Raw genomic sequence first — 16,862 nt, 5'->3', positions numbered from 1 at the left:
ATGATGCTTTATGTACAACATTTAGTTGTCGAAGCGCTGGATTAGGCAATAAAGTTGCATGTTCTACAACATTCATGGAGTAAAGTGCAATAGGCAAGAAGTCAGCTTCCTGACAGCATTATGACTTTTATTCTATATAAATGTTGGTAAACGCATAGCGCTCAAGTGTGATATTTGATACAATTATCAAGTTAATCAACTAGAAATGACCCGTCAAATGGCGGTTTGGGAGGATATAAATGAAAGAGCAACAAATACGCAGAGAAGACGTGGAGCTATTGGCACCCGCAGGTGATTGGGACTGCATGCGTGCAGCGGTAGCAAACGGAGCGGATGCTATCTTTTTTGGCGTAGAGAAGTTTAATGCACGGGCCAGAGCGAACAACTTTCGCATGGACGAGCTGTCGGAAATTATGGCGTTTTTGCATAGCTATGGTGTGAAGGGCTTTTTGACCTTTAATATACTGGTTTTTGAAAATGAATTGTCTGATGCAAAAGAACTGATTGATGCATGCGTGGATGCTGGCGTGGACGCAGTAATTGTACAAGATTTAGGTTTGGTCAAAATGATCCGCGAAATCTCACCGGATTTCCCGATTCACGGATCGACACAGATGACCATTACTTCGCCGGAAGCGGTCGAGTTTACTAAACCTTTTAGTTTGGAACGTGTGGTATTAGGTCGTGAGAACAATCTGAAACAAATTCGTACGATCGGGGAGCAAGCCCGCCTGCCGATGGAAGTATTCGTACACGGTGCTTTGTGTGTTTCCTACTCCGGTCAATGTCTGACCTCTGAAATGTGGGGCGGACGTTCTGCCAACCGCGGTGAATGTGCGCAGGCTTGCCGCCTGCCTTATGATCTGATGGTGGATGGTGAGGTAAAACCTATGGGAGACGTAACTTATTTGCTCTCTCCTAAGGACCTGGCAGCAATTGATCTAATGCCTGAGCTGATCGAGGCGGGTGTGACTTCTTTTAAAATCGAAGGTCGCCTCAAAAGCCCGGAATATGTAGCGAATGTAGTTAGTAAGTATCGTAAAGCGATTGATCGGTATTTTGAAGGCGATCTGTCTAAACCTTCGAAGGAGGAGGTGCGTGAGCTGCAACAAAGCTTCTCCCGCGGGTTTACACATGGTTTCCTGGATGGAACGAACAATAAGAAACTGGTAGACGGGACTTTCCCAAAAAGCCGTGGTGTATATTTGGGGACTGTTGAGCAAATTCTGCGTGACGGAGTGGTCTGCCGTATTCATGCACCGCTTAAGCGTGGGGACGGAATTGTTTTTGACGCTGGGGATCCGACGAAAAAAGAAGAAGGCGGTCGTGTCTACGACCTTCGTCGTAAAGGTGTGAAGCTGGAAGGCGAAGCCGGAGAAGGCTGGATCATCGACATCGTAGCCGGTCGTAATGATGTGGATCTTCGTCGTCTAAATGTCGGTGACCGCATTTGGAAGACAAATGACCCTGCGTTAGATAAGGCGCTGCGCCAGACTTATGAAACTGAAAAGCCGTACCGGGTATTTCCGGTACATGTTAGAGTGCAAGGCTGCGTCGGCGAGAAGCTGACGACTTGGTGGACGGACGTTCAGAAGAACGTTACCGTCCGTGTGGACTCGGAGCTCGCGCTGGAAGCCGCGCAAAAGCGTCCGATGGATACCGCGCTGCTGGAAGAACAATTCGGCCGCCTGGGCGGGACCGTGTTCCAGCTTGACGCGTTGGAGTCGCATCTGCAAGGCGAAGTCATCGTCCCTATGCGCGAGCTGAACAGCATCCGCCGCCAAGCGGTGGAGCTGCTTGCGGGCGAGCGCCCGAAACCGCCCGTCTACGTGAAACGGGCGATCGAGGTTTACGGCGACGCCACCCGCAGGGGTGTCGCTCCGCAGCGCGCTGGTGAAGCGGAGCTCACCGCGCTGTGCCGCAGCCTGCCGCAGGTGCAGGCTGCGCTCGAGGCCGGCGTGAGAAACATCTACGCCGACTTCGAGTTTATCAAGCAGTTCCCGGCAGCGGTAGATGCGGTACGGGCTGCAGGGGCTAGCATAGCGCTGGCCACGCCGCGCATTCATATGCCAGGCGAGAACGGCTACCACGCGAATATTCTTCGCTTGCAGCCGGATGCTGTGCTCGTGCGTAATACAGGCGCGTTATATTATTATCTGCGCCGCCGCCAGGAGCAACCGGATGCTGTGCATCCACGCCTGATCGGTGATTTCTCACTGAATATCGCCAATCATAAAGCAGTGGATTTGTTCCTTGAGGCTGGCTGTGACATAGTAACGCCATCCTATGACTTGAACATTCAACAGATGGTCGATCTGCTTGAGCACAGTGATACGTCCCGGATGGAGGTCGTTATCCATCAGCATTTGCCGATGTTCCATACTGAACACTGTGTGTACTGTACCTTTATGAGTGAAGGCACTGACTATACGAACTGTGGTCGTCCTTGTGAAGAGCACCGTGCTTCCTTGCAAGACCGTATTGGAATGTCACATCCAGTTCGTGTGGATGAAGGCTGCCGTAATACCGTCTATAACGCTGTTGAGCAGTCTGGTGCGGAGTATCTGAATAATTTCCGTGACCTAGGAGTATCTTCATACCGTGTGGAGTTCTTGGAAGAGACGCCAGAGCAAGTGGCTGAGGTAATCAGCCTCTACAGCCGCGCTCTGCGTGGTGAAATCTCTGGTACGCAGGTATGGAAGAGCCTAAAGGCTACTAACCAACTTGGCGTAACGCGTGGGCAATTGGTGAACGCGAAGTAATAAGAGTTAAGAGTTAAAGAAAAAGGGCTAAGTAACTACCAGGTAGATGCTGGTATTGCTTAGCCCTTTTTATTAGATTTGATCTCGTCCTCACCCTAATTTGCATATACTAAATAATAGTATATTATGGGGTCAGCAAAGTATTTAAAATAGCAATTTGATTATAATTCCTGCCCTCTTATTTCATTGGAATAGATATACAAATATAACAAACACTCTGACATAAATCTGCTATAACTGCTATAATTGAAGGAAATATGCCATTTTACATACTGAGTATTTAGAATGGAAGAGTATCCGACAGAAGGAGTTAATGTGATGAAAATCCGTAAAGCCATTATACCAGCCGCAGGTCTTGGTACCCGTTTTTTGCCTGCGACCAAAGCAATGCCTAAAGAAATGCTACCGATTGTAGATAAACCGACGATCCAATATATTGTTGAAGAAGCTGTTGCTTCCGGGATCGAGGATATTATTATTGTAACAGGGAAAGGTAAACGTGCGATTGAAGACCACTTTGATAACTCTTTTGAACTGGAATTTAACTTAGCAGAGAAGCAGAAGTGGGAGCTGCTTGAATCCGTTCGTAAATCTTCCGAAATGGCAGATATCCACTACATTCGTCAAAAAGAACCAAGAGGTCTCGGACATGCAATTTGGTGTGCACGTAAATTCATAGGAAACGAACCGTTTGCTGTCCTGCTAGGCGATGATATTGTTGAAGCGAATAAACCTTGTCTCAAACAGATGATAGATGTTTATGACGAGTATAAATCTTCTATCGTGGGTGTTCAGCCTGTTCCATGGGAAGAAGTATCACGGTATGGTGTTGTAGATGCTTCGCCTTTGGCAGAACGGGTATATAAAGCTAATCGTCTAGTAGAAAAGCCAAAGAGAGAAGAGGCTCCTTCTAATCTAGCAATTTTAGGACGATACATCTTAACTCCACGTATCTTCGATATGCTAGGTGAGCAGCAGGTAGGTGTAGGTGGAGAGATCCAACTTACTGATGCGATAGCACGTCTAAGCGAGGTTGAACGAATTATTGCCTATGACTTTGAAGGTAAACGTCATGATGTGGGTGAGAAAATGGGCTTTATCCAGACTACCATTCATTATGCACTTCAACACGAGGAGCTTAAAGATGACTTGCTTCGTTATATGAAAGAGCTTGTCGAGAGCGAAGCAGCTAAGGTTGGGCTATAAGTAAATCTCATAAAATAAAAAAGGCGCGCCACTGTAATTACAGTGGCGCGCTTTTAGGGTTTCATTCTTTTTTAAAATTGTGAATTTGTAATGGCCTCAACTTGTGCTGCTTCCGCAGGATCAGCTGCGATCAGCGAATCGTATAGTGCCTGATCCTCGCCACCAGTTTTCGCCAGTGCAGCTAGGTACCAACGGGCAATCTCACGATTGGTTGCATCAGCGAAATCTTGGCTTAAGGCTGTTTTTAAGATAGAGGCTGCAATTTGTATCTTTCCAGACATATACTGCATCTTTCCTACCTTCAGTGTCACATCCGGATTAAATGTCTTCGAAGGATCATTATCCGCAAGTACATGATCGTAGGCCAAAAGCCCAATAACAAAGCCAGCTTTCATGTTGTCTATTCTATCTGGATTATCTTGTTGTGCATAAGCTGCCTGCCCCAAATCAAATGAACGGCTGATGAGTGAACTGTACCAATTTATATCCCATGGAGTTTCACTGTTCATGATATCCGTGTAATTAGCATCTGAATTAAGCTTGAGAGTGGTCTTCGCCGCATCCTCTTGTCCGGATAAAAGTTGCATTTTGCCAACGTTTAAAGCGATAGTTGGCGTTACTGAGAAAGGACGCCCTTGCAGTTGTTCTGGTGGAAGAGTCTTCAGATGTTCAATCCCAGCAAGAACATGATTATATGCTTCTTGCGCTTCATTGAAATACTCTTGTTTCTTTGTCTCATCCTTTTGATTAAGTGCTTGCTGACCTAATGCAAAAGAACGGCTGATTATTGCATCATACCAATCGATATCCCAGTCGAACTTATCTGCGTTGTCACGGTAAATACCCAAGGCGACGTTACTTTGACCTTTCAGATCGTAGTAGCTCACTAATTGGAGCAGAAGATTTTTGTTGTATGGCTCATCTTTGAGTGCGCGAGTTAATACACTGTAAGATTCGTCAAGGAACTGTTCCTCTTGGGTCTGGCTAAATACCTGCTGATCCAAGGCTGAAAGATAAATTGTCGATTCTGGATGGCTTGGGCGTTTGTTCAAAGTCTCTATCAAGGGAGCTCTAAGCTCTTCGTAAGAATTGCTATAACCCCGTAATTGTTTAGCTTTCAAAGCGGAGTTACTGGAGCCAATATAGCTAATTGATAAGAACACTAGGAACAAGGTTCCTAAAGAAAGCACAGCGAGGTATCCAAAACGGATGCCCGCTTTATTCCAATTTTTCCGCAGTGGCTTGCTATCCATAACAGCTGCCATTCCAGCAAGACCAATAAAAACTAGTATGCCCATAAAGGCATAACTCATATTGAAATCAAGTAGACTGTGCACAAGAATAGATAGAGCAATAATTAAATAGAAGAAACCATTCTCGAATTCATTCTTATCCCGTTTTACATATCCACGAATATATTTATAGAAGATATACAGAATGAAGCTCATAAAGATGATAAATCCAACAATACCTACTTCAATGAGAAATTGTAAGAAGAAGTTATGCACCTGCCGGCTTGTATAAGGGTTATTCTGATAATGCTCATAGAGTGATGCCCAGCCTCCTCCACCAGCACCGAGGATCGGATAATCCTTAACCACCTTCAAGGCATCCTTATAAAAAGTAATCCGCTCGAGTACGCTATGTTGTTGGAAGTTGATGTTCTCTAGGCGAGTCTCCATATTGTCGGGTAAGATGCTTTTTGCACTTGTACCAATGAGCAAGAATGCTACAATGGCTACCAGCACAACTGATCCGAGTGGGATCCATAGACCCGTCAGTTTACGGGACGACACTTTCTCCAATTTCATATGTAACCATGGAGATACGAAACGTTGGATCACCCAGCCGATAATGGCAACAACTATTGAAGCACCCAGCAGGTATCCCCAACCCTTTAAGGCAGCGGATGAAGTGAAATTTGTATTTAACTCTAAGCCCAGATTGGTCACTGGAGTTGTAATTAGTAGCGAAGCAATACCAGCAACTCCTAGATGCAGAATCCAAAGGATTTGCTGTGCAGGTTTTAGGAATAGAAGTAGGAGTATGAATACTACAGGTAGCAGGACTAAGCCGCCACGAGATAACGTCAGTAGGATAGAAACAATGATAGGTACCAACATAAAGCTGTGTGTTAACGTTCCATACCAATTTTTAGAGCGAATAAGCGCGAATATTGCTACAAATAGAAAGGCCATCAAGAAGGCAGCGTACGTGTTTGCGTACTGAAAGATCGAAGTCAGACGAAGTCCGTTAGAGTCAGTCATAACAGCATCTAAATAGACATCATTTCGGACAGTGTTTGAGAACCAACCTATAAGATTTCCTGCTAATTTACTACTGCCTAGCCAATTTAAAAGTCCAAAACCCACTATAAAATACGCAATCGCTAATATAGCATTTTGAATGACAACATTTACTTGCTTTTGCTTCATGAGATAAAAGGCTATAATGAAAACTGCGGCATATGTACACTGAATGAACAGCATATTCATCGCCGTATAATGCGAAACTGCGACAAACAGTGACAGAGCATAGGTCACAGGGAGCAATAACGCTGCCCAAGCTACTAAATCACTCTGCTCTTCAAGCTTGAATTTTTTGTAGTTCAAGCCAACACAGACTAGCAGCATCAGTGCGCTTAATAGTGCGGATACATATATTGGCTTCTCGTAATCTACTAGCGATCCATTAAACAATCCCACTTGAAATGGGGTCCAACACAAAAATAGAATAAAACCAACAACTAATGCCCATATCGGACTTGCTATCTTTTCAACATTTCTCGACTGAGCGGCGTTTTTACCGTATACTGGTTTCGACACGTTATAATCTCCTTTTCCTGTAGGTACGTGGATATTTTAACATATGTAAGGCGACCTAACTACTTTTTATCATTAATAATAAATACATTAATAATAAACGTATAGGTAATAAATGCAATAATAATATATATATGATTTTACTAAGGAGACGCACAAATGAGGAAAGAACCGTACATGAAGAGGATCAAAAATATATGTTCCTTAACTAAAAGTTTAGCTATTAATGATTTCAAATCAAAATATGCTGGTTCATATTTTGGATTGTTATGGGCGTTACTAATGCCATTAGTTACTATACTGGTTTATTGGTTTGTTTTTGAAAAGGGTTTGAAAGTCAGCGCCCCGGCTGATTTAAACGCACCTTTCGTTTTATGGTTTGTATCTGGGATTATACCTTGGTTCTATTTTTCTGAAGCATTAACAACAGCGACACATAGTTTCTTAGAGTATAATTATTTAGTTAAGAAGGTTGTTTTTAGAATTGAATTATTACCATTAGTAAAGATATTCTCGGCATTCTTAGTGCATCTGTTTTTCATTATAATCTTATTCTCCTTTTTTATTAGTTATGGTTATCCTATTAGTTTTTTTGCGGTTCAAATTATATATTATACCCTATGTAATATAATTCTTATTTCTAGTATATCTTGGTTAACCGCAGCAATTACTCCATTTTTTAAAGACTTCTCGTACGTATTGTCTATTATTTTGCAGTTTGGTATGTGGTTAACGCCAATTCTTTGGTCTGTAGATGTTTTGTCTCCGCATATGATTTTTTTGTTTAAATTAAATCCATTCTATTATATCGTAGAAGGTTTTCGAGATTCTATGATTAATAAAATTTGGTTTTATGAGAAATACAAATTGACACTTTACTTTGCATTTGTAGTCATAGTTAATTTTGCTATATCAATAAAAGTATTTAGAAAACTTAAACCACATCTTTCTGATGTGCTTTGATAAGGTGGTTTGGAAATGGAAACTATAGCGATCAGCGCTCAAAATGTCAGCAAAACTTATAAACTATATAAAACTCCTATGGATAGGCTCAAGGAGTCTTTATTTTATCGAAAGAAGACGTTGTATTCTGAGCACCATGCTCTTCAGAATCTCAATTTCACTATAGATAAGGGAGATATTGTAGGTATTATTGGAGAGAATGGATCTGGTAAATCAACTTTGTTAAAAATTATAACCGGAGTATTAACGCCATCAAGTGGTATCTCAGAAGTGAATGGAAAAGTAGCTGCACTTTTGGAGCTTGGTGCCGGATTTAACTTTGAGTATACAGGTATTGAAAATATCTATTTAAACGGTTTGATGATGGGTTTTAAAAGAGAAGAAATAAAAGAAAGACTTGAGCAAATCCTCTCGTTCGCAGAACTAGGGGAGTATATTTATCAACCAGTTAAAACATATAGTAGTGGTATGTTTGCAAGGTTAGCCTTTTCTGTTGCTATCAATGTACAACCTGATATTTTAATAGTCGATGAGGCTCTAAGTGTTGGAGATATGTATTTCCAAGCGAAATGTATAACGAAAATGAAAGAATTATTTCTCCAGGGAGTTACAGTTTTATACGTAAGTCACGATTTGAATTCTGTTAAGTCCTTGTGCAAAAAGGCTATATATTTGAAAAACGGAAATCTTGAAGCTTACGGAGATGCTGAAAAGGTAGTAGATATGTATGCTAAATATGTTAGAGATCAAATGAACAATAATACTAAGGGGAGAGTGAACTCGGAAGATAAACTGTACCATCTCGATGAGGTTTCCTTGGATGACAATCTTGTCTTCAAAGAGAATTCTGAGTTTATGGAGAAAGTGGAATATTTCAGGCAGGGGACCCGTGATGCGATTTTAACAGAGCTAGAAGTGTTAGATAGCAACAATAATCCAGTTATAACAGCTGATTTTAATGACAAAATTAAAATTAGAATGCATATAAAATTTGATAAAAAATGTCAAATTTCTGTTGGGTATCATATTAGAGATAAACAAAACATCGAATATTTAGGCAGTAATACTTTGATTGAGGAAATCGGCGAAATATCTGGCGAAGCAGGTCAGAAGATAATTGTTGAATTCAAAACGCGCTTACCCTTAGTAGAAGGAATGTATAATTTTTCTACTGTTCTTTCTACCTCAACTATAAAAAATAGAACATCGTTATTCGTAGACTATACAGAGAACTCATATATATTTGAAATGCGCGAAAGGGATCCTTATAAGATCTGGAACAAGTTATATATTCCAAATGAAATACAGATAAGTAGAGTTAATTAGGAGGTGAATTTTGAGTTGTGATTCCATTTCATCAATTTCAACGTTATAAGATGGTAGAGATTATTTTTGAATTATTGGGGATTAAAGAACTTGAACTTTCTATTCTGGAAGTAGGGGCGAATGAACATAAAAATTTAGAGAACTTTGTTGAAAATAAGAATATAAAATATTTGGATTTACTCCTTCCTGAAGAGTTATTAAATGATCCATCATTCATACAGGGTGATGCTACTAACCTTAGCTTTGATAATAATTACTTTGATTTTGTTATTGGGCTGGATGTCCTTGAACATATTCCTCTGCATAAGAGAAATGATTTTCTATCTGAAATTGAAAGAGTATCTAAATATGGATTTATAATTTCAGCGCCGTTTTCAAATAACGGGATAGAGGAAGTGGAAGAGAGATTAGGTGCTTTTTTTCATTATTTATATAACGGTGAAATACTATGGAGTAAAGAACATCAGGAAAATGGTTTGCCTGATCTTCAATTAATTAAAGATAAGATGGATGAATTTAATGGAGAGTGGAATCAATTTAACCATGCTTCAATTTTTCTGTTCGAGAAATTTATGCAAATGGAGTTTAAGACAGGATTACATCCTGATATATATGAGTACTGGAATACGGTAAATAGTTTTTACAATGAAAAATTATTTTATAAAGATTTTAATAATGAAGAATCAGTACGTACGTTTATTATATATGGCAAAAATGGATTCGAAAAAAGAATTGATAACTTGCCTTCGCTTTTCAAAAAAATAAGTGCAGAAATGACCTCGGAAGATTATGCAATGATATCGCATCATGAAAATATGATTGACTTTATGTCAACTCATAAAATGAATGCAGATAACAACAAAAAAAATGGAGGTGATCTTGATAAAGATAATTTATACCTTCAAATATACTGGGATGATGGTCAGGGGTACAGTGAATCAAAAAGTGAATCTTTTAAAGTAGAAAAATCCCAAAAAGTATTTCAAGTTAATTTCGATCTTCCTGCTTTAGCCAATAAGATTAGAATAGATCCTTCTGCTACTAAGTGCATTATTGAAATTTTAGATTTAGAATTAACAAATCAAGATAATTTAAAAAACAAAGAATATACACTGAGTTCAAATGCTTTCTCTACAGAGAATAATCAATATATGTTTCTTAATAATGATCCTCAAATTGTTATTGAGGTTATGCAAGGCACTTATATTAGATCAGTTTCGTGTCTGCTTAAATATAGTACTCCTGTACTAGATATATCAGAGAATTTGATTTCAAAATTACAAGCGAATAGTGATTGGGAACATACTAAATATAAATATATGAATTTTGTAAAAAAATTACGGATGAAGAATCAAACTCTCAAAACAAGGATTAAGAATTTAAAGTTAACAAATGAAGATCTGATACAGAGAAATCAAGAAATGCAAGAAATGAATGAGTCACGAGAAAATTGGTTTGATGATGAGTTTAAGAAGAAAGATGAAGTACTTAAAATGATTGAGTTGAATAATTTGGGGATTTCAAAAGAGAAAAGTGAATTAGAAAAAGAAATCGAAGCTATTAAGAATAGAAAGGCCTATAAGTTAATAACAAGATTAGAACCAATCATTGATAAATTAAGGAGAAGAAAAAATGACTGATTCAATTACAAAATGTAGTATTCTATTGGTGACATATAATCACGAGAGTTATATCAATCAAGCAATAGACAGTATTCTAGAACAAAAAACGACGTTTGATTATGAAATTGTAGTAGCAGATGACTGCTCAAAAGATAGTACTATGAGTATAATTCAGCAATATGCTGAGAATCATCCTGGGAAATTCAGGATTTTAGCTAATGAGAGTAATTTGGGGATAACGCTAAACTATAAGAGAGGCTTTGCTGCATGTAAGGGAGAATACATAGCTATTCTAGAAGGTGATGATTTTTGGACTGATCCTTTGAAAATCCAAAAACATGTGGATTTTCTAGAGTCTAATAAAGCTTGTGTTATGACCTTTAATCAATTTGTGGTACATGACATGAAGAAAAAGAGATATAATGTTCAACCTTGGAATTGGGATCATAGTTTCCAGTTGATCACAGTCTCTGAACTTGTACTGGACAATTTTATAGGTAATTTTTCTACTTGCGTATATAAGGCTAAGTATTTGAAGCAATTAGATAGCTCTTTATATGAGTTGACAGTTTATGACTGGATGACGAATATAATGGTAGCCCAGAATGGACTGATTGCCTATCTCCCCGAAGTGATGTCTGTGTATCGCTTGCATCCGAACGGAACTTGGAGTCAGAAGAAGGAATTGGAAAAGTTGAAAGATACTGTTTCCTTGATAGAGCAGTATGATAAATATCTAGATGGTCTGTATCATGAAGAGTTCAATGCTCATAAAAGAAGACTTCAGGATAGAATAGATAATATAGATGGTCCTTTGATTATTACTAGTAAAGAGAGTATTAAACAAAAAGTAAAGAAATACCTTCCTCCATTTGCAACATCACTCTTAAAAGGTATAATACCCCCAAAATTTTATAAATAGAGCAGGTGCAGAAATTGAAAAGTACTAATCCGAAAGTTTCTATAATTATTCCATCCTATAACCATTCAAAATTCATTGGAAAAGCTATAGAGAGTGTTTTATACCAAACGTATGAAAATTTTGAATTACTAATTATTGATGATGCATCACCTGACAACTCTGTAGATGTGATAAAGAAATATGAAGATCCCAGGATTAAATTTTATGGATTTGAAACAAATCAGGGAGCAGTTGATACACTTAATCATGGAATAATAAACTCATCATCAGAGTATATTGCTTTGTTAAACTCAGATGATTATTGGGAAATAGATAAATTAGAGAAACAAGTGCACTTTTTAGAAGAAAGTGATAGTGTGGATTGTGTTTTTTCAGACGCCAATTTTATTGATGAAGCAGGAAGAGTATTATCAAAAACAGATTATTTTTGGGCAGATGCATTCACTCAAAATAATAAGTCTTCTGGGCAATGGTTAAAACAATTATTTTATAAATTAAATTGCTTTTGTCATCCATCGATGCTTATTAAAAAGGAAGTGTATAACGAAGTTGGATTGTATGATCCGAGTTTGAGGCAATTACCGGATTTTTCAATGTGGATAAATGTTATTAAAAAATTCAATATTCATGTAATGGAAGAAAAATTAGTTAACTTTAGAATATTATCTAATGAAATGAATACTAGTTCTGTTACTTATGAAAATAGAATTAGGAATAAAAATGAGCTTTTTATTATTATGAGTAACTTTTTTGATGAAATAAAAGACGAAGATTTTGTTGAAGGTTTTCTAGATGAATCGAACGCCTTATATACGAAAGAAGAAATTGAATGTGAAAAAGCATTCGCTTATTTAAAAGAAATATCCCCTGATATAAAACCTATTTACGTTCTTATTGGTTTACGAAAACTTAGCATTCTTTTGAAAAATGAAAACACAAGAAGAGTTTTAAAAGAAAAGTATAATTTTAGTGCCAATGATTTCTTCGCATATACTGGTAAACTTGATATTATTGATGTGTTTGAAACGTCATTTCATCAGGTGGTAGTGGAAAGTGCTAAACGGAAAATACAAAAAGATACAAACCTATATTCAACAATCAGGAAATTTTTTAAAAAATAGGAGCCGGTAAGCATGTTAAATGAGTGGAATGGATTACCGATTGTTATTTATGGTACTGGAGGGTGTGCTAAAGAAATCAAAGCTTTAATAGATGAAATAAATGATTATTCGTATACTAATATATATCATTTGGTTGGTTTTGTGACTAATGATCCAAATGAAATTGGTAAATCTATTGAAGATGTAGAGATTATTACTTCTAATGTGGAATTTTCCGGGTATAGCGACAAATTCCCGGTAATCGGTGTGATAATTGGTTTAGCGGATCCAAAGATTAAAGAAAAGATATATCAAGAAATTATGGATTTAAATAAATCGAATATTGTTTTTCCTAATTTAATACACCCTCTCTCTAAATTGTCTAAAAGTTCTAATAATAATATGGGGTATGGAAATGTAATCTGTTCAGGAGTAAATCTTACTGTTAATGTGAAACTAGGGAATTTTATATTATTAAATCGATCCTGTAATATTGGTCACGATTCTACAGTTGGTGATTTCTGCACTATTAATCCTGCAGCAGTCATCTCAGGGAATGTGTCTATAGGTGAGTTAACATTAATTGGTGCAGGAGCTTGTGTTAGAGAAAAAACTAATATAGGTGTTAAAAGTATTGTTGGGTTAGGGGCAATAATAATTAAGAATGTTGAGGATTCTACAATAGTTATTTCTAAGGCTGCAACAAAAATGTCTACATGATTTATAAGTGGAGGGCAACTCATAATGAATGAATTAATTAAATTAGAAACACCTGTCAATGTAACAAAGACTTATATGCCTCCTTTTTCGGAGTTTACTGCAGAAATTGAACGTCTCTGGAATAATTCTTGGATTACGAATAATGGAGAGTTGCACCAAGAATTCGAGAAAAAGCTAATTGATTTTTTATCCATTAATAATGTTAGTCTTCTCGTAAATGGACACATGGCTTTAGAAACAGCCATTAAGACTTTAGGGATCACTGGTGAGGTTATAACTACTCCGTTTACATTTGCTTCAACTACTCATGCTATTGTCAATAATAATTTAAAACCAGTTTTCTGTGATATTGATTTAAGTGACTATAATATTGATTGTACCAAAATAGAAGCACTTATTAATGAAAATACGAGTGCCATAATGCCCGTACATGTATTTGGAACTCCATGTAATGTAGACGCTATTGAGAGGATTGCTCAGAAATACAATTTAAAAGTATTATATGATGCTGCACATGCATTTGGGGTTGAGATTAATGGTAAACCTATAAGTCAGTTCGGAGATATTTCGATGTTTAGTCTTCATGCTACGAAACTCTTTCATTCAATTGAAGGTGGAGTATTAGTTTATAAAAATGACGAATATAAAAGAATAATTGATCTTTATAAAAACTTTGGTATTAGCGGTCCTGAAACTGTTGAAATTGTTGGTTATAATGCAAAAATGAATGAGTTCCAAGCAGCAATGGGACTCGTGAACTTAAATCATGTTCAGGAAAATATTGAAAAAAGAAAATTGGTAACAGAAAGATATGTAGACTTACTTGGGGAGATTCCAGGAATAAGTCTTCTGGATTACAAAAAGTCAAATATAGTTTATAACTACTCTTACTTTCCTATTGTAATTGATAAAGAAAAGTACGGAGTATCCAGAAATACTCTATATGAAATCCTTCGGGACAATAATATTTTCACTAGAAAATACTTTTATCCATTGGCAACTGATTATAGTTGTTTTAAAGAGGAGTATTCAAATATTGAATTGCCTAATGCTAAGAAAATAAGTGATAACATCCTAACTCTACCTATATATCCTGATTTAAGTTATGACATAGTTGATTTAATATGTAAAAATATAGATATAATCCATAGAAGGTCATTATGAAAGGCATAATTCTTGCTGGAGGTACTGGTTCTCGTCTATTTCCTTTGACTAAAGTTACTAATAACACTTGCTTCCTGTAGGTAAATATCCTATGACATTTATGCTTTACATATAAAGTACAAGATGAAGCAGGTGGGATTGCACAAGCTTTAGATTTAGCTGAACAATTTGTTGGTAATGATCAAATGGTTGTAATACTTGGAGATAACGTCTTTGAAGATGATATTACGCAATATGTACAAAACTTTGTTGATCAAAAACAAGGGGCTAAAATATTGATTCAAGAAGTATCTGATCCCCAAAAAAATGGTGTTCCAGAGCTTCGTAATGGGCGAATTCTTTCAACTGAAGAGAAACCGGCTGAACCAAAATCGAATTACGCAGTAACCGGTATCTATATGTTTGATAGTCATGTGTATGAAATAGTTAAAAGCTTAAAGCCATCCGCACGTGGTGAATTAGAGATCACAGATGTAAATAATGCATATATTGTAAGAGATGAGTTAACCTATGATATTCTGCAAGGTTGGTGGACAGATGTTGGTACGCATGTGTCCTTAGCTAAGGCGAATGAACTAGCACAATCTGTTGTGTTTGGAAATGAGTTCGGTAAGCTGAAATTATAATGGTGAAGGAGGAGAGGTTATGAAGGTAATTCCTCTTCAACTGTTTGGTGCAAATTTAATAGAGCCTGTGGTTCATGGTGATAATCGTGGTTTTTTTATGGAAAGTTATAATGAAGAAATAATGAACAAGTTAGGTATAACTCATAATTTTATTCAAGACAACCACTCCCTATCTGCTGAGGTGGGTGTTTTGCGTGGTCTCCATTACCAGCTTAATCCCAAATCTCAGACTAAGTTAATTCGTGTCTTATCGGGTGCTATTTACGATGTGATTGTTGATATTCGTCTTAATTCGCCTACCTTTGGGCAATGGGTAGGTGTAATACTTAGCGAATATAATAAGCGACAGTTGCTTGTTCCGAAAGGATTCGCTCATGGCTTCTGTACATTAGTACCTAATACCCAAGTGTTATATAAGGTGGACGAATATTATTCCCCTGAGAATGATCGTGGCATATTATGGAATGATCCAGCGCTGGGTATTGGTTGGCCAACTTCTAGTGCGATATTATCGGATAAAGATCAACGTCATCCTTTACTGAAGGATGCGGAGTTAAACTTCGAAATGTAAACATCTCATTGAACAAAAGGTGGGTTATAAATGAAACTGTTAGTTACTGGCGGAGCTGGGTTTATCGGCAGCAACTTTGTGCTGTACATGATGCAACAACATCCTGATTACGAAATCGTCAACGTGGATGCATTGACTTACGCAGGTAATCTGGAGAACCTAAAATCGATCGAGAATCATCCGAACTATACGTTCGTGAAGGCTGATATTACAGATGTTACTGCGATGGATGAACTGATTAGCCAGGGTGTGGATGTCGTTGTTAATTTTGCGGCTGAATCGCATGTGGATCGGAGTATTTTAGAGCCGGAAGTGTTTGTGAAGACGAATGTACTTGGAACACAAGTACTTTTGGATGCGGCGAAAAAATACAGTATCACTAAGTTTGTTCAAGTATCTACGGATGAGGTATATGGATCACTGGGTGCGACTGGATTATTCACCGAAAAAACTCCTTTGGCTCCTAATAGTCCATATTCAGCAAGCAAAGCAGGCGGAGACTTGCTAGTACGTGCATATCACGAAACGTTTGGACTGCCAGTGAATATTACCCGCTGCTCAAACAATTATGGCCCGTACCAATTCCCGGAAAAGCTTATTCCGCTCATGATCTCCCGCGCTCTTGCTGATCAAGCGTTGCCTGTTTATGGCGATGGAATGAATATCCGTGACTGGTTGTATGTTGAGGATCATTGCAGCGCGATTGATCTGGTTATTCACAAGGGTGTGAACGGCGAAGTCTACAACATTGGCGGTAATAATGAACGTACGAATGTGCATATTGTAAACACGGTATTGCAGGAACTAGGCAAACCTGATTCTTTGATCACTTATGTTCAAGACCGTCCAGGTCATGATCGCCGTTATGGGATTGATCCAACTAAGATTATGAATGAACTGGGATGGAAGCCGAAACATACGTTTGAAACAGGTATTAAAGAAACTATCCAATGGTATCTCAATAACCGCGAGTGGTGGACCCGTATTCAATCTGGGGAATACCAAAAATACGCTGAACAGCAATATGGTGATCGTTTAGGTGACTCATTGTAATTTTG

General features: G+C 37.9%; 12 protein-coding genes and 1 pseudogene. 12 read left to right on the top strand and 1 reads right to left on the bottom strand.

What is annotated here, in order from left to right; genetic code table 11:
- Positions 1–239 precede the first annotated feature (239 nt).
- The gene (locus NYE72_RS28055) at positions 240–2,762 is read left to right on the top strand and encodes a DUF3656 domain-containing protein (protein ID WP_339210909.1); all 2,523 of its coding nucleotides are present in this window, start codon (positions 240–242) and stop codon (positions 2,760–2,762) included.
- Positions 2,763–3,080: 318 nt separating this feature from the next.
- Positions 3,081–3,968: a UTP--glucose-1-phosphate uridylyltransferase GalU gene (gene galU, locus NYE72_RS28050; RefSeq protein ID WP_036678633.1), complete on the top strand. Its 888-nt coding sequence runs from the start codon at positions 3,081–3,083 to the stop codon at positions 3,966–3,968.
- 71 nt (positions 3,969–4,039) lie between these two features.
- On the opposite strand, the gene NYE72_RS28045 is transcribed toward galU, so the two are convergent.
- On the bottom strand, positions 4,040–6,793 hold the full coding sequence (locus NYE72_RS28045) for an O-antigen ligase family protein (protein ID WP_339210907.1): 2,754 nt from the start codon (positions 6,791–6,793) through the stop codon (positions 4,040–4,042).
- A 156-nt stretch (positions 6,794–6,949) separates the two neighbouring features.
- Here NYE72_RS28045 and NYE72_RS28040 point away from each other — a divergent pair, with 156 nt between their 5' ends.
- The 10 genes and pseudogenes from NYE72_RS28040 to rfbB all read left to right on the top strand — a co-directional run bounded on the left by NYE72_RS28040 (position 6,950) and on the right by rfbB (position 16,857).
- Positions 6,950–7,753, top strand: coding sequence for an ABC transporter permease (locus NYE72_RS28040; protein WP_051491033.1), 804 nt, complete (start codon positions 6,950–6,952; stop codon positions 7,751–7,753).
- A 15-nt stretch (positions 7,754–7,768) separates the two neighbouring features.
- Positions 7,769–9,079, top strand: coding sequence for an ABC transporter ATP-binding protein (locus NYE72_RS28035; RefSeq protein ID WP_036678636.1), 1,311 nt, complete (start codon positions 7,769–7,771; stop codon positions 9,077–9,079).
- Positions 9,080–9,096: 17 nt separating this feature from the next.
- Entirely contained in the window at positions 9,097–10,719 is a 1,623-nt protein-coding gene (locus tag NYE72_RS28030) for a class I SAM-dependent methyltransferase (protein ID WP_036678637.1), read from the top strand.
- Positions 10,712–11,623 carry a glycosyltransferase gene (locus tag NYE72_RS28025; RefSeq protein ID WP_036678639.1) on the top strand — a complete coding sequence of 304 codons (912 nt, stop codon included), beginning with the start codon at positions 10,712–10,714 and terminating at the stop codon, positions 11,621–11,623. The genes NYE72_RS28030 and NYE72_RS28025 overlap by 8 nt, the downstream gene beginning before the upstream one ends.
- A gap of 14 nt (positions 11,624–11,637) precedes the next feature.
- Positions 11,638–12,744, top strand: coding sequence for a glycosyltransferase (locus NYE72_RS28020; protein WP_339210904.1), 1,107 nt, complete (start codon positions 11,638–11,640; stop codon positions 12,742–12,744).
- A gap of 12 nt (positions 12,745–12,756) precedes the next feature.
- Complete coding sequence (locus NYE72_RS28015; RefSeq protein ID WP_036678641.1) at positions 12,757–13,443, top strand: hypothetical protein; 687 nt, start codon at positions 12,757–12,759, stop codon at positions 13,441–13,443.
- Between the two features lie 24 nt (positions 13,444–13,467).
- Entirely contained in the window at positions 13,468–14,607 is a 1,140-nt protein-coding gene (locus NYE72_RS28010; protein ID WP_036678642.1) for a DegT/DnrJ/EryC1/StrS family aminotransferase, read from the top strand.
- Positions 14,604–15,233, top strand: a pseudogene (locus NYE72_RS28005) (sugar phosphate nucleotidyltransferase). Before NYE72_RS28010 ends, NYE72_RS28005 begins: the two are co-directional and overlap by 4 nt.
- 19 nt (positions 15,234–15,252) lie before the next feature.
- Positions 15,253–15,804, top strand: coding sequence for a dTDP-4-dehydrorhamnose 3,5-epimerase (gene rfbC, locus NYE72_RS28000; protein ID WP_036678644.1), 552 nt, complete (start codon positions 15,253–15,255; stop codon positions 15,802–15,804).
- A gap of 30 nt (positions 15,805–15,834) precedes the next feature.
- Positions 15,835–16,857, top strand: coding sequence for a dTDP-glucose 4,6-dehydratase (gene rfbB / locus NYE72_RS27995; protein WP_036678645.1), 1,023 nt, complete (start codon positions 15,835–15,837; stop codon positions 16,855–16,857).
- Positions 16,858–16,862: the final 5 nt, after the last annotated feature.

It is taken from the genome of Paenibacillus sp. FSL L8-0333 (genome assembly GCF_037965665.1).
In the GTDB taxonomy this organism is placed as follows: Bacteria; Bacillota; Bacilli; order Paenibacillales; family Paenibacillaceae; genus Paenibacillus_AQ; species Paenibacillus_AQ odorifer.
The sequence above is the reverse complement of the archived record's forward strand: the minus strand, read 5'-3'. Positions and strand labels throughout refer to the sequence as shown.

Excerpts from the sequence above, each read along its gene's own strand:
- NYE72_RS28015 (WP_036678641.1), top strand. The coding sequence starts at position 12,757 with ATGTTAAATGAGTGGAATGGATTACCGATTGTTATTTATGGTACTGGA.
- rfbB (WP_036678645.1), top strand. The coding sequence starts at position 15,835 with ATGAAACTGTTAGTTACTGGCGGAGCTGGGTTTATCGGCAGCAACTTT.
- galU (WP_036678633.1), top strand. The coding sequence starts at position 3,081 with ATGAAAATCCGTAAAGCCATTATACCAGCCGCAGGTCTTGGTACCCGT.
- NYE72_RS28025 (WP_036678639.1), top strand. The coding sequence starts at position 10,712 with ATGACTGATTCAATTACAAAATGTAGTATTCTATTGGTGACATATAAT.
- NYE72_RS28040 (WP_051491033.1), top strand. The coding sequence starts at position 6,950 with ATGAGGAAAGAACCGTACATGAAGAGGATCAAAAATATATGTTCCTTA.
- NYE72_RS28010 (WP_036678642.1), top strand. The coding sequence starts at position 13,468 with ATGAATGAATTAATTAAATTAGAAACACCTGTCAATGTAACAAAGACT.
- rfbC (WP_036678644.1), top strand. The coding sequence starts at position 15,253 with ATGAAGGTAATTCCTCTTCAACTGTTTGGTGCAAATTTAATAGAGCCT.
- NYE72_RS28035 (WP_036678636.1), top strand. The coding sequence starts at position 7,769 with ATGGAAACTATAGCGATCAGCGCTCAAAATGTCAGCAAAACTTATAAA.
- NYE72_RS28055 (WP_339210909.1), top strand. The coding sequence starts at position 240 with ATGAAAGAGCAACAAATACGCAGAGAAGACGTGGAGCTATTGGCACCC.